Source organism: Novosphingobium sp. LASN5T, assembly GCF_003856955.1.
Taxonomy (GTDB): domain Bacteria; phylum Pseudomonadota; class Alphaproteobacteria; order Sphingomonadales; family Sphingomonadaceae; genus Novosphingobium.
Genome location: NZ_RQSI01000004.1, coordinates 1 through 21,568 on the forward strand (window position 1 = coordinate 1; position 21,568 = coordinate 21,568).

The window sequence follows — 21,568 nt, forward strand, 5'->3', positions numbered from 1 at the left end:
TCGCCCGGTCCGCGCCCATCGCCAGGGCCGTGCGCAGCGTCTCCTGCGCCTTCGCAGGCCCCACCGATACCGCCACGATCTCCGATACCACGCCCTTCTCCTTCAGGCGGATCGCTTCCTCAACCGCAATCTCGTCAAACGGGTTCATGCTCATCTTCACGTTCGCAAGATCAACACCCGTTCCATCACCCTTCACTCGCGGCTTCACGTTGTAATCAATCACCCGCTTCACGCAGACCAGGGCTTTCATCGCTTCAAAGCCTTTCCCAGTTGGATATGGTGGCGGCATAATTTGCGTTTACGTAAACGTCAATCTATCTACCGCCAGCGTGGAAAGAAAATCGATCGGCCGATGGCAAAGGCAGGATTCGCGGAGCCGGACCCTACCGGGTGCATCCTGGCTGAGCACCCCCCGAAACAGGAATGATCCCATGCAAGGCTTGGTGGCGGCGCTGCCGCGTCCTTGCGACCTTGGTGGAATAATACACGCACGATGCTTGCGTTGGCTGCCCAAGTCCAGCAGGGCGGAAAACGCGATGCCCATGATCGACTTCGATCGCCTTGAAGCAATTGTCCACCAGGCCGGACAGATGGCGCTTTCGCGCTGGCCCGGCCACGGACACGCGCTGGAAGTGTGGGACAAGACGCCGGGCAATCCGGTGTGCGAGGCGGACATCGCCGTCGATACCTATCTGAAGCGCGAACTGCACGCACTGCTGCCTTCCGCCGGCTGGCTGTCGGAGGAAACGGTCGATCACCCCGAGCGGCTGGAGCGCGGGCTGTGCTGGCTGGTCGATCCGATCGACGGCACGCGCGATTTCGTGCGCGGGCGTCCGGGGTGGGCGGTTTCCGTGGCACTCGTCAGCGGCGGCCGTCCACTGATCGGCATGATGAGCGCCCCGGCGCGCGACGAGTTCTGGCGGGCCACTGCCGGCAAGGGCGCCACCCGCAATGGCGTGGCGCTTCATGCGAGCAGCCGGACCGAGCTGACCGGATCGCGCGTGCCGGCCGATGCGCTGGCGGGAGTCGATGGCGACCTGGTGCTGGTGGACAAGCCCAATTCGATCGCGCTGCGCATCGCGATGGTCGCCGCCGATGAAGCGGACCTGCTGGCCACGCTGCGCTGGGGCTTCGAATGGGACGTGGCGGCTGCCGCGCTGATCGCGCGCGAGGCGGGTGCCACCACCACCGATGCCTTCGGGCAGCCGCTGGTCTTCAACAAGCGCGATCCCCGCGCGTTCGGGCTGCTGGTAACCGCCCCCGCGATTCACGCGGCGGCGGTGGACCGGCTGGCGGAGCGGGCGGCCAGGCTCGCCTGACCCGCCCTTTCCGGGCCACTTCTCAGGCTTCGGCAAAATCCTCGGTGTCGATCGTCGGCAGCATCGCCCCGGCGTAACGGTGGCCGGCGACCGTCTGCTGGTTGATCAGCGCGTCCACTTCGGCGGCCACATCGGCGGGAAGGACCCAGTCCCAGCGGGCGATGTTCTCCTCGAGATGCGCGATCTTGCCGGTGCCGGGGATCGCGACGACATGCTCCCCGCGCGACAGCACCCAGGCGAGCGACAATTGCGCCGGTGTCACGCCCGCGCGGGTGGCGATGGCGTTGAACTGCTGCACCAGGCCGTAGTTGTGCGTCCAGTTATCGCCCTGGAAGCGTGGCATGGCGCGGCGGATGTCCTTTTCCTCCAGCGTCGCCGGGTCCGCCACGCCGTTGGCGAGAACGCCGCGCGCGACGGGCGAGAAGGCGACAAAGGTCGTGCCCAGTTCGCGGCAGGCTTCGAGCACGGCGATTTCCGCCTGGCGGGTCCACGGCGAATATTCGGTCTGCATTGCGGCGATGGGGTGGACGGCGGCGGCCTTGCGCAGCGTCTCGGCCGACATTTCGGACAGGCCGATCGCGCCGATCTTGCCCTCGCGCACAAGGTCCGCCATCGCGCCGACCGAGTCCTCGATCGGCACGCTGAAATCGCGCCGGTGCATATAGTAGAGATCGATGTGGTCGGTCTGGAGCAGGCGCAGCGAGACTTCGAGTTCGCTGCGGATCGTATCGGGATGGCAATCGATCCCGCGCTTCTCCCCGCTGGCGAAGATGCCCATCTTGGAGGCGAGGAACACCTTGTCGCGCTTGCCCTTCAGCGCCTTGCCGACCTGCGTTTCGTTGTGGCCCATGCCATAGAGGCGGGCGGTGTCGAAATGATCGTAGCCTACCTCTATCGCGCGATCGAGCAGGCGCAGCCCGTCCTCGTCGCTCGGGCGGCCGCCATAGGCCCAGCTAAGCGACATGCAGCCGAGCCCCACGGGGTTGGTCGGGCGTCCGGCGATGGGGCGGCGTTGGATCGGCATGGCAGAATCTCCTTTGCCACGCCGATGCCAGCCGGGTGCGCGGAACGTCAACCCGGCTGGTTCGGTATCATGCCATGAGAGCCGCGTTATTGGCCCGAGCGGGCGCGGGCCACGTCATCCTGCGAGATCGGCACGATCTTGATCTCGACGCGGCGGTTGGCCGAACGGCCCGCCTCGGTATCGTTCGAGGCGACCGGCTGCGTCTCGCCGAAGCCCTGGCTGCGGATGCGCGAATAGGACACCCCGCGCGAGGTCAGGTAATCGGCCACCGCGCGGGCGCGGCGTTCCGAAAGGGCCTGGTTGTAGGCGTCCGACCCGGTCGAATCCGTGTGACCGTACACGTCGATCAGGCTGTCCGGATACTGGTTGAGCGATTGCGCCACCTTGTCCAGCGTATCGCGGAACGTGGGCTTGATCGCCGAACTGTCGGTATCGAACGTCACGCCGTTGGGCAGGTTGACGAGAATGGCCGAGCCGTTGTCGGTCGGCGTCACATCCACGCCGCTGCCGGCGGTGGATTCGCGCAGCTGCTTGATCTGCTTGTCCATCGAATAGCCCACCGCGGCGCCGGCGATGCCGCCGATGCCCGCGCCCAGGATGCGGCCGGTCTTGCCGCCGATCAGGCCGCCCAGCAGCATGCCGCCCAGCGCGCCGCCGACGCCGCCGATGGCGGTGCGCGATACCTTCTTCTCGCCCGTGTTGGGATCGGTGACGCAGGCCGAGAGGCTGACGAGCGACACCGCGCACAGGCTCGAAACGAGGACCCGACGAATCTTCATGTTGTATTCCCCTTCTTGCGACGCTTCGCCCCGGCCGCTCTCTCCCGCGGCGGTGAACCGGCGTGATTAACCTACATCGACCTGATTACGCACCGCCAGTCTGAACTGTTCCCGAACGGTGGGACTTCGCGAATGGCGATGAATCTGCTAGCGGACAGGGCGTGACACCTTTTCCCTGGCCTGACGTCTTCGTCATCGTGGGCCTCGTCGTGCTCAATGGCCTGTTTTCCATGTCGGAACTGGCGATCGTTTCCGCGCGTCCGGCGCGTCTGAAGGTTGCGGCCGAGGCCGGCAGCCGGGGCGCGCGCACCGCGCTGGAGCTGGCGGCCGATCCCGGCAAGTTCCTTTCGACCGTGCAGATCGGCATCACCCTCGTCGGCATCGTGGCCGGCGCCTATTCGGGCGCGAGCCTGGGCGGCCCGGTGGGCGAGCGGCTGGCGGCCGCGGGGGTGCCCGCCCGCTATGCCGGCGAGGCGGGCTTCATCCTGGTCATCGCGATCACCACCTACCTCAGCCTCGTCGTCGGGGAACTGGTGCCCAAGCAACTGGCGCTGCGCGCGGCGGAACCGATCGCCATCGTCGCCGCGCGCCCGATGGTGCTGATCGCCCGCATCAACGCGCCGTTCGTGTGGGCGCTGGACCGCTCGTCCGGCCTGCTGCTGCGCCTGCTGCGGTTGAACAAGGGGGCCGAGCAGGAAGTCACGGCGGAGGAACTCCAGATGATCTTCGCCGAGGCCACCCGCTCCGGCGTGATCGAGGAGGACGAGCGCGCGCTGATGACCAGCGTGATGCGGCTGGCCGAACGCCCGGTGCGCGAGGTGATGACGCCGCGCACCGAACTGCACTGGATCGAGCGCAAGGCGAGCGAGGCGGAAATCCGCGCCGCGATCGAGGACAGCCCGCATTCGCTGCTGCTGGTGGCGGACGGTTCGGTGGACCGGATCGTGGGCGTGGCCAAGGTGCGCGACGTGCTGTCGGTGCTGCTGCGCGGGCGCAAGATCATGCTGACGCGGCTGATGAAGAAGCCGGCGATCGTACCCGACCAGCTCGACACCATGGACGCGCTGCGCGTGATCCAGCAGGCCGAAGTCGCGCTGGCGCTGGTGCATGACGAATACGGCCATCTGGAAGGCATCGTCACCCCGGCGGACCTGCTGGCGGCGATTGCCGGCAATTTCGTGGGCCACGGCGACGAGGGCGATGCGCCGATGATCGTTGAGCGCGACGACGGTTCGCTGCTGATCGCCGGGGCGCTGCCCGCCGACGCGCTGGGCGACCGGCTGGCGATCGACCTGCCCGAAGACCGCGACTACGCGACCGCCGCCGGTTACGTGCTGTCGGTGCTGAAGCACCTGCCGACCGAGGGCGAGCATTTCGCCGAGCAGGGCTGGCGCTTCGAGATCGTCGACATGGACGGCCGCAAGATCGACAAGGTGCTGGTGAGCCGGATCAAGGCCGCGCACCCTGAAAAGGCCGAGCTGGACGGGTAGAGTCTGACGGCTTCGGGTTGACCTACTTCGTCATTGCGAGCGTTAGCGAAGCAATCCAGAGCCGCACGCGGGACTCTGGATTGCCGCGGGGTTTCGCCCCTCGCAATGACGTCCACGGTGATGGCATCCGACCCTAGGGTCTCGTCGGCGCTGTACCCGCAAACGAAAAGGGCGACCCCGAAGGACCGCCCTTTGCTGTTTCTGTCCGGAAGACCGGAAGAAGATTACTTGAGCTCGACGGTGCCGCCGGCTTCCTCGATCTTCTTCTTGATTTCTTCGGCTTCCGCCTTCGAAACGCCTTCCTTGACGGCCTTCGGCGCGCCTTCGACCAGCGCCTTGGCTTCGGTCAGGCCCAGGTTGGTGATCGCGCGGACTTCCTTGATGACCTGGATCTTCTTGCCACCGTCGCCCGTCAGGATGACGTCGAATTCGGTCTTTTCTTCAGCGGCGGCAGCTTCGCCACCGGCAGCCGGAGCGGCGGCAACGGCAACGGCGGCAGCGGCGGAAACGCCCCATGCTTCTTCCAGGGCCTTGGCGAGGTCAGCGGCCTCGAGGACGGTCAGCTTCGACAGTTCTTCAACAAGCTTGGCGATATCGGCCATGATATTTCACTCCTGATTTCGTGGCGCCCGGCGCGGCGCGCCGGACGAAAATCGTTTCGATACGTCTTACGCGGCTTCTTTGGCGTAGGCGCCGAAGACACGGGCCAGCTTCGCCGCCGGAGCGGTGGTGAGCTGGGCGATCTTCGTGGCCGGAGCCTGGATGAGGCCGATAAGCTTGGCGCGCAGTTCGTCGAGCGACGGCATCGAGGCGAGCGCCTTGACCCCTTCCGCATCGAGAATCTGGCCACCCATCGCGCCGCCGACAATTTCGATCTTGTCGGTGGTCTTGGCGAATTCGATCACCGCCTTGGCGGCGGCAACCGGATCGGCCGAGGCAGCGATCGCCGTCGGACCGGTGAAGAAATCACCAATGCCTTCGTAATCGGTGCCCGCGACGGCAAGCTTGGCAAGACGGTTCTTCGCAACCTTGTAAGTCGCGCCCGCTTCCCGGATCTTCGTGCGCAGGGCGGTGGACTGGGCCACCGTCATGCCGAGGTTGCGGGTGATGACCACCGCGCCGGCCTCGGAGAAGACCGAGTTCAGGAACGCGACCGATTCGGCTTTCTGCGAACGATCCATGCCTTACTCCTTCACAATGGCCGCCCGGGACAGGCCCGGAACGGCCGGCTACGTTTGCTTGCCCCTGCGGATGCAGGGGTCGATGCCCCACGGAGGAGCACCGGAGAGTCCGTTGACAAGGGAAGGAGGTGCGCCCGAAAGCGCGGCTGGCACCACGATCCGCGGGGCGGAACGCCGGGCCAAGGGGCACGCGGCCCCGGAAACTCTTTTCCCCGCCTAGGCTGGAGATTAAGCGGGAAGCCCGCACCAGCTGTCTCGGACGGATGATGTCGGGACTTACGCCCTTCAATCAGGGGCGGGCCAATAGCAGGACGGGGCGCCGAGTCAAGGCTGGAGTCCCCGTGGCAAGGGCCGGAGGCCGCGCGGTGCGGTCACTCCGCCTCGCCCCGGTAGCCCAGCAGGTCGCCCGGCTGGCATCCCAGTTCCTGGCAGATGGCTTCCAGCGTCGAGAAGCGGATCGCCTTGGCCTTGCCGGTTTTGAGGATGGACAGGTTGGCGAGCGTCATGTCGACCCGCTCGGCCAGTTGGGTGAGCGTCATACCCCTGGCCTGGAGCAGTTCGTCGAGCTTAACCACGACCGGCATCACACGGTTCCTTCCAGATCGTCGCGCATCCGCGCCCCTTCGCGAAAGACGCGGGCGAGAATGAACAGCACGATCGCCAGCAGGAACGATCCCGGCGAGATATCGAAGTCCGCCGTGGCGTTGCCGATCATGCCGGCCAGCCACACGCCCATCGCGCCGACGGGCCACGACATACCTTCCACCGCCAGCGTTAGCCAGCCCATGCGGGTCAAGCGCCGGGCGTTGGCGGGGATGAAGGGATCGCCAGCGCCCACGCTGTCGATGATGCGCCGCAGGTCGAGCAGGAACAGGAAGGCCGCGGCGGCCATTGCGGCGATCAGCAGCAGGATCACGGCGAGGCCCGGAATGGTCTGCGTGCTGGCGGCGTGGCCGGTTTCCGAGGCGATGCCGGCGAGCACGTCGGCCCGGAACAGGACGATGGCCGGGGCGCCGAGCAGGCTGGTCACGCCGATCAGGGCGGCGAGGCCGAGGCCGGCGGTGACGATCAGGCGCCCCGCCGTCAGCAGGGGGTCGCGGGGGCGAAGAGACATGGTGGTGGTTTCCTCGTTGATAGGGTCAGGCGAGCGTCGGCAGCGGCAAGGTGGGGGCAAGCGCCTGGCGCGGTCCCGATGCGGTGGCGGTGGCAAGCGCTGGAAGGAGCAGCAGCAGCGCGCAGGCGAGCGGCACGATGGCGGTGCGCGATCCTGCAAGGCGAGGGCTGGGCATGGGGACTTCTCCAGGTGGTTGATATCGATATTCAATAAGAGCATCTATTCTTATCGTCAATTAATAATATCGAAAATCGATATGTAGGTCGCGCCGAACTGCGGCCACCCCTTTGACAGCGCGCGATCGCCTCCCTATATGGCCTTTCACAACCGGCGCTTCGAGCAAGGCTTTCCCATACGCGGGGGACGGCACAAGGAAGGAAGCGCGCGGGTTTATCTGACGCGAAGGCTGCTGGCCGGGTTCCCGAATCGGGTGCCGTGCCGTGCGGCCTTTTCGCGTTTGATGCGCCAACGCCGCGTTTGGCACCGTTTTGCCGGGTTCGCCCGGCCTTTGATAGAGCGAAGAGGCAGAACTCCTCCATGGCGACCAAGGCTCCCGCACGCCCCGGCGTGAAGAAGCGCATCCGCAAGATCTTCGGCGACATCCACGAAGTCGTGCAGATGCCGAACCTGATCGAGGTTCAGCGCGAATCCTACGAGCAGTTCCTGCGCTCCGATCCGGCCACGGGCTATGTCTCGGGCCTGGAAAAGACGCTGCGGTCGGTGTTCCCGATCCAGGACTTCGCCGGCACCGCCAGCCTCGATATCAAGGAGCGCGACGGCTACGTGCTCGAGGCGCCGAAGTACGACGTCAACGAATGCCGCCAGCGCGGCATCACCTATGCCGCGCCGATGAAGGTGACGCTCAAGCTGGCGACCTTCGAGGTCGACGCCGAGACCGAAACCAAGTCGCTCATCGATATCAAGGAGCAGGACGTCTACATGGGCGATATCCCGCTCATGACCGACAACGGCACCTTCTTCATCAACGGGACCGAGCGCGTCATCGTGTCGCAGATGCACCGTTCGCCGGGCGTCCTGTTCGACCATGACCGCGGCAAGACGCACTCGTCGGGCAAGTACCTCTTCGCCGCCCGCGTGATCCCCTATCGCGGTTCGTGGCTCGATTTCGAGTTCGACGCCAAGGACATCGTCAACGTCCGCATCGACCGCAAGCGCAAGCTGCCGGTCACGGCGCTGCTCTATGCGCTGGGCCTCAACGGCGAGCAGATCCTCGACTATTTCTACGACAAGGTCACCTGGGCGCGCGGCGAAGGCGGCTGGCGCGTGCCGTTCGTGCTGGAACAGTGGCGCGGCGCGAAGCCGGCGTTCGACATCGTCGACGCCAAGTCGGGCGAGGTGATCTTCCCCGCCGGCCAGAAGATCAGCCCGCGCGCGGCCAACAAGGCGGCCAAGGACGGGCTTGAGGAACTGCTGATCCCGACCGAGGAAATCTTCGGCCGCTATTCGGCCAAGGACCTGATCGACGAATCGACCGGCCGCATCTGGATCGAGGCGGGCGACGAAGTCAGCCCCGAGAACCTCGAAGTGCTCGACAAGGCGGGCGTCGACCGGCTCGAGCTGCTCGACATCGACCACGTCAACACCGGTCCGTGGATCCGCAACACGATGAAGGCCGACAAGGCCGAGGACCGCGACCAGGCGCTGGCCGACATCTACCGCGTGATGCGCCCCGGCGAACCGCCGACGCGCGAAACCGCCGAAGCGCTGTTCGACGGCCTGTTCTTCGACGCCGACCGCTATGACCTTTCGGCCGTGGGCCGCGTCAAGCTCAACATGCGCCTTGGCCTCGACTGCCCCGACACGGTCACCACCCTGCGCACCGACGATATCCTCGCCGTGGTCAAGGAACTGGTGAACCTGAAGGACGGCAAGGGCGAAGTCGACGACATCGACAACCTCGGCAACCGTCGCGTGCGTTCGGTGGGCGAGCTGCTGGAGAACCAGTACCGCGTCGGCCTGCTGCGCATGGAACGCGCGGTGAAGGAGCGCATGTCGTCGGTCGACGTGTCGACGGTCATGCCGAACGACCTGATCAACGCCAAGCCGGCGGTGGCGGCGGTGCGTGAATTCTTCGGCTCGTCGCAGCTGTCGCAGTTCATGGACCAGACCAACCCGCTGTCGGAAGTGACGCACAAGCGCCGCGTTTCGGCGCTTGGGCCGGGCGGTCTTACCCGCGAACGCGCGGGCTTCGAAGTCCGCGACGTCCACCCGACGCACTATGGCCGCATCTGCCCGATCGAAACGCCGGAAGGCCCGAACATCGGTCTGATCAACTCGCTGTCCACTTTCGCCCGCGTGAACAAGTACGGCTTCATCGAAACGCCGTACCGCAAGGTCGTGGACGGCAAGGTGACCAAGGAGGTCGTGTACCTCTCGGCCATGGAAGAGCAGAAGCACACCGTGGCGCAGGCTTCGGCCGAAACCACGGCCGACGGCTCGTTCGTCGAGGAACTCGTCTCGGCGCGCCAGAACGGCGAATTCGTGATGGCTCCGCGCGACACGATCACGCTGATGGACGTCAGCCCCAAGCAGCTCGTTTCGGTGGCCGCCTCGCTCATTCCGTTCCTGGAAAATGACGACGCCAACCGCGCGCTGATGGGCTCGAACATGCAGCGCCAGGCGGTGCCGCTGGTCAAGGCTGACGCGCCGTTCGTGGGCACCGGCATGGAAGAGACCGTGGCGCGCGATTCGGGCGCCGCGATCGCGGCGCTGCGCGGCGGCATCGTCGACCAGGTCGACGCGACGCGTATCGTCATCCGCGCTTCGGGCGATGTCGAACCCGGCCAGTCGGGCGTGGACATCTACACGCTGCAGAAGTTCCAGCGTTCGAACCAGAACACCTGCATCAACCAGCGTCCGCTGGTGAAGGTGGGCGACGTGGTCGAAAAGGGCGACGTGCTGGCCGACGGTCCCTCGACCGATCTGGGCGAGCTGGCGCTCGGCCGGAACACGCTCGTCGCGTTCATGCCGTGGAACGGCTACAACTACGAAGACTCGATCCTGATCTCCGAACGGATCGTGAAGGACGACGTGTTCACCTCGATCCACATCGAGGAGTTCGAGGTCATGGCCCGCGACACCAAGTTGGGGCCGGAAGACATCACGCGCGACATTCCCAACGTCGGCGAGGAAGCGCTGCGCAACCTCGACGAGGCGGGCATCGTCTATATCGGCGCCGAAGTGCATCCGGGCGACATCCTGGTCGGCAAGATCACCCCCAAGGGTGAATCGCCGATGACCCCGGAAGAAAAGCTGCTGCGCGCGATCTTCGGCGAAAAGGCCAGCGACGTGCGCGACACCTCGCTCCGCCTGCCGCCGGGCGTTTCGGGCACGATCGTCGAAGTGCGCGTGTTCAACCGCCACGGCATCGAGATCGACGACCGTACCCGCGCCATCCAGAACGAGGAAATCGAACGCCTCGCCAAGGACCGCGAGGACGAACGCGCGATCCTCAACCGCGCCACCTTCAACCGTCTGCGCGACATGCTGCTCGGCCAGGTGGCCGCGGCCGCGCCGAAGGGCCTGAAGAAGGGCATCGAGATCGACGAGCAGGTGCTTGCCGATGTCGAACGCCACGAATGGTGGAAGTTCGCGGTGGCCGACGATGCGCGCCAGGCGCAGCTTGAAGCGGTCAAGGCGCAGTACGACGAGACCGTCAAGGCGATCCAGGAGAAGTTCGAGGACCGCAAGGAAAAGCTCGAACGCGGCGACGAACTCGCTCCGGGCGTGCTCAAGATGGTCAAGGTCTTCGTCGCGGTGAAGCGCAAGCTGCAGCCGGGCGACAAGATGGCCGGCCGTCACGGCAACAAGGGCGTCATCAGCCGCATCCTGCCGATCGAGGACATGCCGTTCCTGGAAGACGGCACCCACGTCGACATCGTGCTGAACCCGCTGGGCGTGCCTTCGCGCATGAACGTCGGGCAGATCTTCGAGACCCACCTGGGCTGGGCCGCGCGCGGCCTGGGCCAGCAGATCAAGCACGCGCTTGAGGACTGGCGCTATGCCAACCCCAATCCGGAAGCGGCCGCGCCGCCGAGCGTGCTTATCGACAAGCTCAAGGACGTGTACGGCGAGCAGTACCACGCCGATATCGACAGCCGGAACACGGCCGAGATCGTCGAGCTGGCCGAGAACCTGAAGGCCGGCGTACCCATGGGCACCCCGGTGTTCGACGGCGCGCGCGAATCCGACATCTCGGCGATGCTGACCAAGGCCGGTCTCGACACCTCGGGCCAGTCCACGCTCTATGACGGGCGCACGGGCGAAGCCTTCGACCGCAAGGTCACGGTGGGCATCATCTACATGCTGAAGCTGCACCACCTGGTCGACGACAAGATCCACGCGCGTTCGATCGGGCCGTACAGCCTCGTCACCCAGCAGCCGCTGGGCGGCAAGGCCCAGTTCGGTGGCCAGCGCTTCGGGGAAATGGAGGTCTGGGCGCTCCAGGCCTACGGCGCGGCCTATACGCTGCAGGAAATGCTGACGGTGAAGTCGGACGACGTGGTCGGCCGCACCAAGGTCTACGAAGCGATCGTCAAGGGCGACGACACCTTCGAGGCCGGCATTCCCGAAAGCTTCAACGTGCTCGTCAAGGAAATGCGCTCGCTGGGCCTCAACGTCGAACTGTCGTCGCTGGACGATCAGGAAGACGACGACGGCCTTGCAGAGGCGGCGGAGTAAAGGGACTTCGCATCGCCCCTCCCGCTTGCGGGAGGGGATCGGGGTGGGCCGACCAGGCGCCACCCCGGCACCAGACCCACCCCTAACCCCTCCCGCGATCGGGAGGGGGATAAAGGAAGAAACCGATGAACGACCTGACCAAATTCACCAACCAGCTCGCCAAGCCCGAGACGTTCGACCAGATCCAGATCGGTCTGGCCTCGCCCGAGCGCATCCGCTCCTGGTCCTTCGGTGAGATCAAGAAGCCGGAAACGATCAACTACCGCACGTTCAAGCCCGAGCGCGACGGCCTGTTCTGCGCGCGCATCTTCGGTCCGGTGAAGGACTACGAATGCCTGTGCGGCAAGTACAAGCGCATGAAGTACAAGGGCGTCGTCTGCGAAAAGTGCGGCGTCGAAGTCACCGTCACCAAGGTGCGCCGCGAGCGCATGGGCCACATCGAGCTGGCCGCCCCGGTCGCGCATATCTGGTTCCTGAAGTCGCTGCCCTCGCGCATCGGCCTGCTGCTGGACATGCAGCTCAAGCAGCTTGAGCGCATCCTCTACTTCGAAAGCTATGTCGTGATCGAGCCGGGCATCACCCCGCTCGAACGCTACCAGCTGCTGACCGAGGACGAACTGCTCGACGCGCAGGACGAATACGGCGAAGACGCGTTCAGCGCCGGCATCGGGGCCGAAGCGGTCAAGCAGATGCTGATCGACCTCGACCTCGAACAGGAACGCAAGGACCTGATGGAGGAGCTCGCCACCACCAAGAGCGAGCTGAAGCCCAAGAAGATCATCAAGCGCCTCAAGGTCGTGGAATCGTTCATCGATTCGGGCAACCGCCCGGAATGGATGATCCTCGACGTGGTGCCGGTCATTCCGCCGGAACTGCGCCCGCTGGTGCCGCTGGACGGCGGCCGCTTCGCGACCTCGGACCTCAACGATCTCTACCGTCGCGTCATCAACCGTAACAACCGCCTCAAGCGCCTGATCGAGCTGCGCGCGCCCGACATCATCGTGCGCAACGAAAAGCGCATGCTGCAGGAAGCGGTGGACGCGCTGTTCGACAACGGCCGCCGCGGCCGCGTCATCACCGGCGCCAACAAGCGTCCGCTGAAGTCGCTGTCCGACATGCTCAAGGGCAAGCAGGGCCGCTTCCGCCAGAACCTGCTCGGCAAGCGCGTCGACTATTCGGGCCGTTCGGTCATCGTGACCGGCCCCGAACTCAAGCTGCACCAGTGCGGGCTGCCCAAGAAGATGGCGCTCGAACTGTTCAAGCCGTTCATCTATGCCCGGCTCGACGCCAAGGGTCTCTCGATGACCCTGAAGCAGGCGAAGAAGTGGGTCGAGAAGGAACGCAAGGAAGTCTGGGACATCCTGGACGAGGTGATCCGCGAACACCCGGTGATGCTGAACCGCGCGCCGACGCTGCACCGCCTTGGCATCCAGGCGTTCGAGCCGGTGCTGATCGAGGGCAAGGCGATCCAGCTGCACCCGCTGGTCTGCTCGGCCTTCAACGCCGACTTCGACGGTGACCAGATGGCCGTCCACGTGCCGCTTTCGCTGGAAGCCCAGCTCGAAGCGCGCGTGCTGATGATGTCGACCAACAACATCCTCAGCCCCGCCAACGGCAAGCCGATCATCGTGCCGTCGCAGGACATGGTGCTGGGGCTTTACTACCTGTCGATGGATCGCAAGGGCGAGCCCGGCGAAGGCATGATGCTGGCCGACATGGCCGAAGTGCATCAGGCGCTGCACGCCGGTGCCGTGACCATGCACTCCAAGATCATCGCGCGCGTGCCGCAGACGGACGAGAGCGGTCAGCAGTACCTCAAGCGGTACGAGACCACGCCGGGCCGTATGCTGATCGGCGAATGCCTGCCCAAGAGCCACACGGTTCCCTTCGAGCTGGTCAACCGCCTGCTCACCAAGAAGGAAATCGCGGACGTCATCGATCAGGTCTATCGCCACACCGGCCAGAAGGAGACCGTGCTGTTCGCCGACGCGATCATGAGCCTCGGCTTCCGCAACGCGTTCAAGGCGGGCATCTCGTTCGGCAAGGACGACATGATCATCCCCGACAGCAAGGATGCGCTGGTCAACGAAACCAAGGAACTGGTGGCCGATTACGAGCAGCAGTACCAGGACGGCCTGATCACGCAGCAGGAAAAGTACAACAAGGTCATCGACGCCTGGAGCCGTTGCGGCGACCAGGTGGCGAACGCCATGATGGACGAAATCCGCGCGACCCCGGTGGACGAGCACGGCCGCGAAAAGCCGGTCAACTCGATCTACATGATGTCGCACTCCGGCGCGCGTGGTTCGCCGACGCAGATGAAGCAGCTTGCGGGCATGCGCGGCCTGATGGCCAAGCCTTCGGGCGAGATCATCGAAACGCCGATCATCTCGAACTTCAAGGAAGGCCTGACCGTCCTTGAATACTTCAACTCGACGCACGGCGCCCGCAAGGGTCTGGCCGACACCGCGCTCAAGACGGCGAACTCGGGCTACCTGACCCGCCGTCTGGTCGACGTGTCGCAGGACTGCGTGGTGATCATCGACGATTGCGGCACCGAACGGGCGCTGGAAATGCGCGCGATCGTGCAGGGCGGTACGACGATCGCCTCGCTGGGCGAACGCATCCTCGGCCGCACGCTGGCCGAAGACCTGATCGAGGCGAAGACCGGTTCCGTCATCGTCGAGAAGGGCACGCTGCTGGACGAGCCGGCGGTGGCGAAGATCGAGGCGGCGGGCGTCCAGTCCGCGCGCATCCGTTCGCCGCTGATCTGCGAAGCGCAGCAGGGTGTGTGCGGCAAGTGCTATGGCCGTGACCTCGCGCGCGGTACGCCGGTCAACATCGGCGAGGCGGTGGGCGTCATCGCCGCGCAGTCGATCGGCGAGCCGGGCACGCAGCTGACCATGCGTACCTTCCACATCGGTGGTGCGGCGCAGCTCAACGAACAGTCGCACCTCGAATCGCTCTGCGACGGTACCGTGCAGTACCGCGACATCCCGACGATCACGGACAGCCGTGGCCGCCGCCTGTCGCTGGCCCGCAACGGCGAAATCGTGGTGATGGATACCGAAGGCCGCGAACGCGCGATGCACCGCGTGCCCTATGGTACGCACCTGCTGCACGAGAACGGCGCGATCATCAGCCAGGGCGATCGCCTGGCCGAATGGGACCCGTTCACCACCCCGGTCATCACCGAAAAGCCGGGTATCGTGCGCTATCAGGACCTGATCGACGGCCGCACGCTGACCGAACAGGTCGACGAAGCGACCGGTATCGCGCAGCGCGTCGTCACCGAGAACCGCGCCGGCGGGCGGGCCAAGAAGGATGATCTCCGTCCGCGCCTGACCCTGTTGGACGAGAACTCGGGCGAAACCGCGCGCTACATGCTCGCGGTGGGCACGACGCTCTCGGTGGAGGACGGCCAGGAGGTCAACGCCGGCGACATTCTCGCCCGCGCCAGCCGCGAAGCCGCCAAGACCCGCGACATCACCGGCGGTCTGCCGCGCGTGGCCGAGCTGTTCGAGGCGCGCAAGCCCAAGGACAACTCGATCATCGCCAAGATCGCGGGCCGGATCGAATTCGTCCGCGACTACAAGGCCAAGCGCAAGATCGCGATCATCCCGGAAGAGGGTGAACCGGTCGAGTACCTGGTGCCCAAGAGCCGCGTGATCGACGTTCAGGAAGGCGACTACGTCAAGAAGGGCGACAACCTGATCTCCGGCTCGCCGGACCCGCACGACATTCTCGAAGTCCTCGGTGTCGAGGCGCTGGCGGAATACCTCGTCGCGGAAATCCAGGAAGTCTACCGCTTGCAGGGCGTGAAGATCAACGACAAGCACATCGAGGTGATCGTTCGCCAGATGCTGCAGAAGGTGGAAATCACCGATGGCGGCGATACCACCCTGCTGCCGGGCGAGCAGGTCGATCTCGAAGAGATGAACGAAGTCAACGGCAAGCTGGAAGCGGGCCTGCGCCCGGCCGAAGGCAAGCCGGTGCTGCTGGGCATCACCAAGGCCAGCCTGCAGACGCGTTCGTTCATCTCCGCCGCGTCGTTCCAGGAAACCACCCGCGTGCTGACGCAGGCGGCGGTCGAAGGAAAGCGCGACAGCCTGATCGGTCTGAAGGAAAACGTCATCGTCGGCCGTCTCATCCCCGCCGGTACCGGTGCGGGCATGAACCGCCTGCGTGTGGCCGCTTCCAGCCGCGATGCCGCGCTCCGCGCGTCCTATCGCAAGCTGCAGGAATCGCTGATCGCGCCGGAAACGGCGGCCGAGGAACATGCCGCCGAACTGGCGCAGGGTCCCGAAGCGGCGATCGGTAACGATCCGCTGGCGGCGGTCGAGGGTGAAACCCACGGCACCGACGCGGACGCCGGCGAATACCTGATCGAAGGCGACGAGGCGTAAGCCTTCGCGCCTTTGCAGGCCCGACCAGAAAAGCCTCGCCGGAGAGATCCGGCGGGGCTTTTTCGTGCGGGACGTGCGCGCGCGGTCTCGTGGCGCCTATTGCGCGCAGGCCAGCCGTTCCAGCGCGGCAAAGGCGGAGAGCGCGCCGGGATCGGCGAACGGCGCCAGCTGGGCCAGGATCACGCCGGCCATGTCACGCGCGGGATCGATCCAGTAATAGCAGTTGAGGATGCCGGCCCAGTGCAGGCTGCCGGGCGAGCGGCCCGACGGCCCCGTCTCGGTGTTCACCAGGAAGCCGCCCAGCGTCCAGCCGCCGCGCTGACCCGGCAGCGGATCGAACGGCGTGGCGAGCTGGGGTAGGGCGCTGGTCAGCACCCCGGCCGAGAGCGACGCGGGCAGCGCGTCCGCCCGCATCAGCCGTGCCGTTTCCGGCGAGACCACGCGCACGCCGTCCAGCTCGCCGCCGCGCAGCACCATGCGCAGGAACCGCGCATAGTCGGTTGCGGTAGAGGAAAGGCCGCCGCCGCCGCTTTGATAGCTGCCGGCGCCCAGCACCATCGGCACCGTCACGAACCCGCGGTCGGCGTCGCGGGCATGGACCTGCGATGCGTTGGCGGGAAGATCGGCGTGAAAGCGCGTTGCCGTCATGCCCAGCGGGCCGGTCAGTTCGCGATCGAACCAGTCCTGCAAGGACAGGCCTGAAACCGCCTCGACGGCGAGGCCCACCCAGTCGGTGCCGGTGCCGTACTGCCATTGCGCGCCCGGATCGAACAGCAGCGGCAGGCGCAGGCTTTCGCGGCTGCCGGGCGCGGTCTTCGGGCCGGCCTTGGCGCAACGCAGCAGGGTTTCGTCCATGAAGGTATAGCCGCAGCCGGCGGTGTGGAGCAGCAGGTGGCGCAGCGTGACCGGTGCGCGCGCCGCGCGCAGCATGGGCTGGCCGGCCTCATCGAACCCTTCCAGCACGGGCAGATCGGCCAGATCGGGCAGGATCGCGCCGATCGGCGCATCGAGGTCTAGCTGGCCGCGTTCGACCAGTTGCAGCGCGGCGGTGGAGGTGAGCGCCTTGGTCATCGAGGCGATTTGGAAGAGCGTGTCTTCCCGCATCGGCACCCCGGCCACCGCGTCGGCCATGCCGAAGGCGCGCAGGTAGCGGGTTCCGGTGCTGTCGGTGACCAGCGCCACCGCGCCGGGCAGGTTTGCGGCGGCGAGCGCCGCCTCGAATTCCATCGCGCCGTTCATGCAGGTCCTCTCCCTTTGCCCGTCACGGTGGCCCAGACGGACAAAGGGTGCAAGAACCGATGAAAGCGGCGATCAGTGCTTGTTGCGGTGCTCGCCGCGCACCCAGCGCACGGTGCCCGACGCGGCGCGCATCACCACGCTGTCGGTGGTCATCACGCCGTCCTTGCGGACCTTCACGCCCTTCAGCAACGATCCGTCGGTCACGCCGGTTGCCGCGAAGATGCAATCGCCCTTGGCCAGTTCCTTGAGATCGTAGATCTTGTTCAGATCCTCGATGCCCCACTTGCGGGCGCGGGCCTTCTCGTCCTCGTTGCGGAACAGCAGCCGGCCCTTGAACTGGCCGCCGACGCAGCGCAGCGCCGCCGCCGCCAGCACGCCTTCGGGCGCGCCGCCGGTGCCCATGTACAGGTCGATGCCGGTGTCCTCGTTGGTCACCGCGATCACGCCGGCCACGTCCCCATCGGGAATCAGGTGGATGCCGCAGCCCAGACCGCGCAGTTCGGCGATGATATCGGCATGGCGCGGGCGATCGAGCACGCAGACCGTGATGTCGCACGGCGCCACGCCCTTGGCGTCGGCCACCGCCTTCACGTTCTCGCTCACGCTCTTGGCCAGATCGATGATGCCTTCGGCATAGCCCGGCCCCACGGCCAGCTTTTCCATGTAGACGTCGGGCGCGTTGAGCAGGCCGCCTTCCTCGGCGGCGGCGAGCACGGCCAGCGCATTGGGGCCGGCCTTGGCGGTGATCGTCGTGCCTTCCAGCGGATCGAGCGCGATGTCGATCTTCGGCCCCTTGTCGGGCGCGGCGCCAACCTTTTCGCCGATATAGAGCATCGGCGCCTCGTCGCGCTCGCCCTCGCCGATCACGACGGTGCCGTCCATGTAGAGTTCGTTGAACGCGATGCGCATCGCTTCCACGGCGGCGGCGTCGGCAGCCTTTTCATCGCCCCGGCCGATCAGCTTGGCGGCGCCGATCGCGGCGGCTTCGGTCACGCGGACCATTTCCAGGACGAGAACGCGATCTAGTACCTTGGAGGGGGCGGGCTTTGCGGTAGATTGGCTGCTCACGTTAACTCCTGATTCAGGCTGCGCAGGCGAATGCGATGGCCCTAGACGCGAGGGACAGGTCTTGTCGAGAATAGCTTTGCTGTTCCTGCCCATATTGGCACTGCCGATTGCTTTTTCTTCGCCGGTTCTTGCGCAGAACGTTGCTTCCGAAGCCGACAGGCGGGTTCAACAGGCGATCGATACGCAGAAGGAGCAGGTTGATCTGCGCCGTCCAGAGTGTCGCCCCCGCTCGCGCATTCCGGGCCAGATCGTTGTGTGCGGCGATGCCGAGCGCAACGAGAAGGAGCGCCTGCCCAACCGCGACCAGACCGACACCGCGCGTTCCACCAACGATGGCCTGCCGCGCGCGCCCAACGTCAGCGGATTGCCGGATTGCTCGCGCGGGTGCATCCGCGTGGGCAAGGTGCCCGCGCCGGTCTATTACTTCGACATCACGGCGCTGCCCGAACCGCCGAAGGGGTCCGACGCCGAGAAGATCGCCAACGGCGAGATCCCGGCGCCCTGAAAGTGCCGGCCTGAGGCGGTTATTCGCCGAGAATGTGCATGACCAGCGGGGCTTCGGCCAGGCTGGGCGAACCTTCGAGCAGGCGCAGCGCTTCGGCAATCCCGCTTTCCGGCCCTTCGTGGGTGACCATCGCGACGAGGACCTGCCCGGCGCCCGGCGCATCGCCGGCCACGCCGCGCCCTTTCTGGATCATGCTCTCGATGGAGACGCCGGCATCGCGCATTGCCGCGGTGATTTCCGCGAGCACGCCGGGCCGGTCGGCCACGGTGAAGCGCAGATAGGCGCGGCCGCTGCGATGGCCGCTGGCGGCCGGCGTGGCGGGGTCCAGTTCCGCCACGGGAATCGAGAACGGCGCGCCGATGTCTCCGCGCGCGATGTCGATCAGATCGGCGACGACGGCGCTGGCCGTCGGGCCATCGCCCGCGCCCGCGCCCTGGAACAGCAGTGGCCCGGCGAAGTTGCCTTCGACCACGACCGCATTGGTCGCGCCATCGACATGGGCCAGCGGATGATCGCGGTGGACAAGGTGGGGGTGCACGCGCTGGAACAGGCGGCGGTTGCCATCGGCGTCCACGTCTGTTTCGGCCATGCCGATCAGGCGGATATAGTACCCCAGCGCGTCGGCCTGCGCGATGTCGGCGGCCAGCACCCGACGGATGCCGGTGGCGATGACCGACTGGAAATCGATCGCGGTACCGAACGCGACGCTGGCCAGGATCGACAGCTTGTGCGCGGCGTCGATGCCGTCGATATCGAACGTGGGATCGGCTTCGGCATAGCCCTTGGCCTGCGCTTCGGCGAGCACGTCGGCAAAGTCGCGCCCGGTGTCCTCCATGGTCGAGAGGATGTAGTTGCAGGTGCCGTTGAGAATGCCATAGACGCGCTGGATCGCGTTGGCGGCGGCGCCTTCCTTCAGTCCCTTGATCACCGGGATGCCGCCGGCGACGGCGGCCTCGAACTTCAGCGCGGCTTTCGCGGCTTCCGCGCGGGTCGCCAGTTCGATGCCGTGGTGCGCGATCATCGCCTTGTTCGCGGTGACCAGCGCCTTGCCCGCTTCGAACGTGGTGCGCGCCAGCGCCAGCGCCGGGCCGTCCGCCCCGCCGACCAGTTCGACCACCACGTCCACATCGGGCCGTTCGCCCAGAATCACCATGTCGTCTTCCCAGTGGTAGCCGGAAAGGTCGACACCCCGGTCCTTGCCGCGGTTGCGCGCGCTGACGGCGGTGATCACGATGGGGCGCCCGGCGCGGCGCGCGATGATCTCCGCATTGGTCTCGATCAGCCGGATCACCCCGCCGCCGACAGTGCCCAGTCCGGCAAGCGCGATGCGCAAGGGTTCGCTCATGGTATCCCCATCGTCAGGTTTCGGCTCGCGCCCTAGGCGGGGTGGACAAATTCCGCAACGCCGAACAGGGCGCGGACTACGTCCGGAATGCGCTGCGACTGGCCGGTTTCGAGATCGACGTGGACCTGTACGAGCTCGATCGCCGAACGCAGGCTGGCGTCATCGCCGGTGCCGTGCAGTTCGATATGCGTGACCATGCTGCTGTTGCCGAAACGCCCGGGCCAGATGCGCCCTTCGATCAACTCGTCGGGGCGGATCGGCGCGCGGTAATCGACGATCGCCCGTGCCACATGCACTTCGAACGACCCTTCGCCGACGCTCTTGACGCCCAGCGCCCGCCAGAATTCGCTGATCAGGACATCCGCGTATTCAAGATAGCGCGAATTGAAGACGACGCCCTGCGGGTCGCATTCTGCGTAGCGGACGCGGAAGGTGTGGCGGAACGGCGTGTCGCGATCATAAGGCATGGCCGCCTTGTAGCCGCGCCGACGGTGCCGGCAAGCCCTCACCCGGGCCTTAACCGGCGGGTTGGCGGCTGCGCGTGCAGGGGCCAAGGTCCGTCAGCACCAGCGCATAGTCCTCTGCGGCCGCGCGCCGGTCTGCCGGCGATCCCGAGAGGTTGGCTTGTGGCGGCAGCGCGGGGGGCAGGAAACAGGCGAGCCGATACCAGGCCAGCGTATCCTTCGCCGGCGGGCGTGCGGCCTGGTCCACGATCTCCGTGAAGCTGACGCCCCAGCGCGTCGGTTCGCCGGGGCGGCGCAGGATCGAGATGGAAACCGGCGCGCCGTTCGCCGTGGCGAGGAAAAGCTGCGTTTCGCCTTCGCCCACCAGATTGCCGGAAACGTGCAGCGCCTCGCGCAGGCGGGTGATCGTCGGCGGGGCATCGGGCGCGACGAGCGCGGTCAGGATCGACCGGGTGGTGGCTTCGACCTCGGGCGTGGCCGGGATGATGGCATCGGGCGCGACAAGCCGCAGCTCGCCGGGCCGGCCCGGCACCGCCTGCGCGAAAAGAAGGACCTGCGTTTTTCTGAGCTTGGGCGCTTTCCCCAGCGCATCGAGCGGCACGTCGGCCAGAAACCGCAGCGATTCGCCCAGATCGGACCCAATCAGGACGGCGGTGGTGCGGGCTTCAAGATAGACGCGGATGTGGCCGGGCGCCACATCGGGCGCCTGTTCGGGTTTAAGGGGCGCCATCTTCGTCACTTCCGCGCGCGCGACGATGCGCGCCGGCACCGCCAGATCGGCGAGGTCCGCATACGTTGCCGTGACCGGAAAGGCGGTGCGAATCGCGGGTTGAGCCGGGGTTTGCGACCCGGCAGGGCTGGTCAGGCCGGCCAGCGCGAGGGCCGCGGCGAGCGCTGGGACGCGGAACGGGATAGGGGGCATGGGCGGTCCTT

The 21,568-nt window shown here is 66.3% G+C and carries 17 protein-coding genes and 1 pseudogene; 5 read left to right on the forward strand and 13 right to left on the reverse strand.

What is annotated here, in order from left to right; translation table 11 throughout:
- Positions 1 to 250, reverse strand: a pseudogene (locus tag EH199_RS04395) (electron transfer flavoprotein subunit beta/FixA family protein); the annotation flags it as partial.
- A gap of 292 nt (positions 251 to 542) precedes the next feature.
- Between EH199_RS04395 and EH199_RS04400 the strand changes: the two are divergent.
- On the forward strand, positions 543 to 1,319 hold the full coding sequence (locus EH199_RS04400) for a 3'(2'),5'-bisphosphate nucleotidase CysQ (RefSeq protein ID WP_124808235.1): 777 nt from the start codon (positions 543 to 545) through the stop codon (positions 1,317 to 1,319).
- A gap of 22 nt (positions 1,320 to 1,341) precedes the next feature.
- Here the strand turns inward: EH199_RS04400 and EH199_RS04405 are convergent, their stop codons facing one another.
- Complete coding sequence (locus tag EH199_RS04405) at positions 1,342 to 2,343, reverse strand: aldo/keto reductase (protein ID WP_124808061.1); 1,002 nt, start codon at positions 2,341 to 2,343, stop codon at positions 1,342 to 1,344.
- An 86-nt stretch (positions 2,344 to 2,429) separates the two neighbouring features.
- Positions 2,430 to 3,122 (reverse strand): OmpA family protein, encoded by a 693-nt coding sequence (locus EH199_RS04410; RefSeq protein WP_124808062.1) that lies wholly within the window; start codon positions 3,120 to 3,122, stop codon positions 2,430 to 2,432.
- Positions 3,123 to 3,283: 161 nt separating this feature from the next.
- Here EH199_RS04410 and EH199_RS04415 point away from each other — a divergent pair, with 161 nt between their 5' ends.
- Positions 3,284 to 4,612 carry a hemolysin family protein gene (locus tag EH199_RS04415; protein ID WP_124808063.1) on the forward strand — a complete coding sequence of 443 codons (1,329 nt, stop codon included), beginning with the start codon at positions 3,284 to 3,286 and terminating at the stop codon, positions 4,610 to 4,612.
- Between the two features lie 224 nt (positions 4,613 to 4,836).
- Here EH199_RS04415 and rplL read toward each other — a convergent pair whose 3' ends face one another.
- The 5 genes from rplL to EH199_RS24335 all read right to left on the reverse strand — a co-directional run bounded on the left by rplL (position 4,837) and on the right by EH199_RS24335 (position 7,082).
- Entirely contained in the window at positions 4,837 to 5,214 is a 378-nt protein-coding gene (gene rplL, locus EH199_RS04420; protein WP_124808064.1) for a 50S ribosomal protein L7/L12, read from the reverse strand.
- A gap of 66 nt (positions 5,215 to 5,280) precedes the next feature.
- Positions 5,281 to 5,793, reverse strand: a complete 513-nt coding sequence (gene rplJ / locus EH199_RS04425; protein ID WP_124808065.1) for a 50S ribosomal protein L10 — start codon at positions 5,791 to 5,793, stop codon at positions 5,281 to 5,283.
- Between the two features lie 371 nt (positions 5,794 to 6,164).
- Complete coding sequence (locus EH199_RS04430) at positions 6,165 to 6,377, reverse strand: helix-turn-helix transcriptional regulator (protein ID WP_124808066.1); 213 nt, start codon at positions 6,375 to 6,377, stop codon at positions 6,165 to 6,167.
- On the reverse strand, positions 6,377 to 6,907 hold the full coding sequence (locus EH199_RS04435; protein WP_190287124.1) for a DUF2975 domain-containing protein: 531 nt from the start codon (positions 6,905 to 6,907) through the stop codon (positions 6,377 to 6,379). Before EH199_RS04435 ends, EH199_RS04430 begins: the two co-directional genes overlap by 1 nt.
- A gap of 25 nt (positions 6,908 to 6,932) precedes the next feature.
- Positions 6,933 to 7,082 carry a hypothetical protein gene (locus EH199_RS24335; protein ID WP_190287126.1) on the reverse strand — a complete coding sequence of 50 codons (150 nt, stop codon included), beginning with the start codon at positions 7,080 to 7,082 and terminating at the stop codon, positions 6,933 to 6,935.
- Between the two features lie 362 nt (positions 7,083 to 7,444).
- Here EH199_RS24335 and rpoB point away from each other — a divergent pair, with 362 nt between their 5' ends.
- Positions 7,445 to 11,608 carry a DNA-directed RNA polymerase subunit beta gene (rpoB, locus tag EH199_RS04440; protein ID WP_124808068.1) on the forward strand — a complete coding sequence of 1,388 codons (4,164 nt, stop codon included), beginning with the start codon at positions 7,445 to 7,447 and terminating at the stop codon, positions 11,606 to 11,608.
- A 125-nt stretch (positions 11,609 to 11,733) separates the two neighbouring features.
- Positions 11,734 to 16,014 carry a DNA-directed RNA polymerase subunit beta' gene (rpoC, locus tag EH199_RS04445; RefSeq protein WP_124808069.1) on the forward strand — a complete coding sequence of 1,427 codons (4,281 nt, stop codon included), beginning with the start codon at positions 11,734 to 11,736 and terminating at the stop codon, positions 16,012 to 16,014.
- A gap of 96 nt (positions 16,015 to 16,110) precedes the next feature.
- Here rpoC and EH199_RS04450 read toward each other — a convergent pair whose 3' ends face one another.
- Positions 16,111 to 17,253 carry a serine hydrolase gene (locus EH199_RS04450; RefSeq protein WP_124808070.1) on the reverse strand — a complete coding sequence of 381 codons (1,143 nt, stop codon included), beginning with the start codon at positions 17,251 to 17,253 and terminating at the stop codon, positions 16,111 to 16,113.
- A gap of 72 nt (positions 17,254 to 17,325) precedes the next feature.
- The gene (glpX, locus tag EH199_RS04455) at positions 17,326 to 18,321 is read right to left on the reverse strand and encodes a class II fructose-bisphosphatase (protein WP_223806470.1); all 996 of its coding nucleotides are present in this window, start codon (positions 18,319 to 18,321) and stop codon (positions 17,326 to 17,328) included.
- 61 nt (positions 18,322 to 18,382) lie between these two features.
- Here glpX and EH199_RS04460 point away from each other — a divergent pair, with 61 nt between their 5' ends.
- Positions 18,383 to 18,826, forward strand: coding sequence for a hypothetical protein (locus EH199_RS04460; protein ID WP_124808072.1), 444 nt, complete (start codon positions 18,383 to 18,385; stop codon positions 18,824 to 18,826).
- Positions 18,827 to 18,845: 19 nt separating this feature from the next.
- Here the strand turns inward: EH199_RS04460 and EH199_RS04465 are convergent, their stop codons facing one another.
- From EH199_RS04465 to EH199_RS04475, 3 genes are read right to left on the reverse strand one after another with little or no spacing between them, the layout of a single operon-like run.
- Entirely contained in the window at positions 18,846 to 20,171 is a 1,326-nt protein-coding gene (locus tag EH199_RS04465; protein ID WP_124808073.1) for a homoserine dehydrogenase, read from the reverse strand.
- 32 nt (positions 20,172 to 20,203) lie between these two features.
- The gene (locus EH199_RS04470; RefSeq protein ID WP_124808074.1) at positions 20,204 to 20,638 is read right to left on the reverse strand and encodes a thioesterase family protein; all 435 of its coding nucleotides are present in this window, start codon (positions 20,636 to 20,638) and stop codon (positions 20,204 to 20,206) included.
- A gap of 49 nt (positions 20,639 to 20,687) precedes the next feature.
- Positions 20,688 to 21,557, reverse strand: coding sequence for a hypothetical protein (locus tag EH199_RS04475; protein ID WP_124808075.1), 870 nt, complete (start codon positions 21,555 to 21,557; stop codon positions 20,688 to 20,690).
- Positions 21,558 to 21,568: the final 11 nt, after the last annotated feature.

What these genes read in the sequence shown, in the direction of transcription:
- EH199_RS24335 (WP_190287126.1), bottom strand. Translation starts at nt 7,082, where the DNA reads ATGCCCAGCCCTCGCCTTGCAGGATCGCGCACCGCCATCGTGCCGCTC.
- rpoB (WP_124808068.1), top strand. Translation starts at nt 7,445, where the DNA reads ATGGCGACCAAGGCTCCCGCACGCCCCGGCGTGAAGAAGCGCATCCGC.
- EH199_RS04475 (WP_124808075.1), bottom strand. Translation starts at nt 21,557, where the DNA reads ATGCCCCCTATCCCGTTCCGCGTCCCAGCGCTCGCCGCGGCCCTCGCG.
- EH199_RS04470 (WP_124808074.1), bottom strand. Translation starts at nt 20,638, where the DNA reads ATGCCTTATGATCGCGACACGCCGTTCCGCCACACCTTCCGCGTCCGC.
- EH199_RS04400 (WP_124808235.1), top strand. Translation starts at nt 543, where the DNA reads ATGATCGACTTCGATCGCCTTGAAGCAATTGTCCACCAGGCCGGACAG.
- EH199_RS04450 (WP_124808070.1), bottom strand. Translation starts at nt 17,253, where the DNA reads ATGAACGGCGCGATGGAATTCGAGGCGGCGCTCGCCGCCGCAAACCTG.
- EH199_RS04435 (WP_190287124.1), bottom strand. Translation starts at nt 6,907, where the DNA reads ATGTCTCTTCGCCCCCGCGACCCCCTGCTGACGGCGGGGCGCCTGATC.
- rplL (WP_124808064.1), bottom strand. Translation starts at nt 5,214, where the DNA reads ATGGCCGATATCGCCAAGCTTGTTGAAGAACTGTCGAAGCTGACCGTC.
- EH199_RS04405 (WP_124808061.1), bottom strand. Translation starts at nt 2,343, where the DNA reads ATGCCGATCCAACGCCGCCCCATCGCCGGACGCCCGACCAACCCCGTG.
- rpoC (WP_124808069.1), top strand. Translation starts at nt 11,734, where the DNA reads ATGAACGACCTGACCAAATTCACCAACCAGCTCGCCAAGCCCGAGACG.
- EH199_RS04465 (WP_124808073.1), bottom strand. Translation starts at nt 20,171, where the DNA reads ATGAGCGAACCCTTGCGCATCGCGCTTGCCGGACTGGGCACTGTCGGC.
- EH199_RS04430 (WP_124808066.1), bottom strand. Translation starts at nt 6,377, where the DNA reads ATGCCGGTCGTGGTTAAGCTCGACGAACTGCTCCAGGCCAGGGGTATG.
- rplJ (WP_124808065.1), bottom strand. Translation starts at nt 5,793, where the DNA reads ATGGATCGTTCGCAGAAAGCCGAATCGGTCGCGTTCCTGAACTCGGTC.
- EH199_RS04410 (WP_124808062.1), bottom strand. Translation starts at nt 3,122, where the DNA reads ATGAAGATTCGTCGGGTCCTCGTTTCGAGCCTGTGCGCGGTGTCGCTC.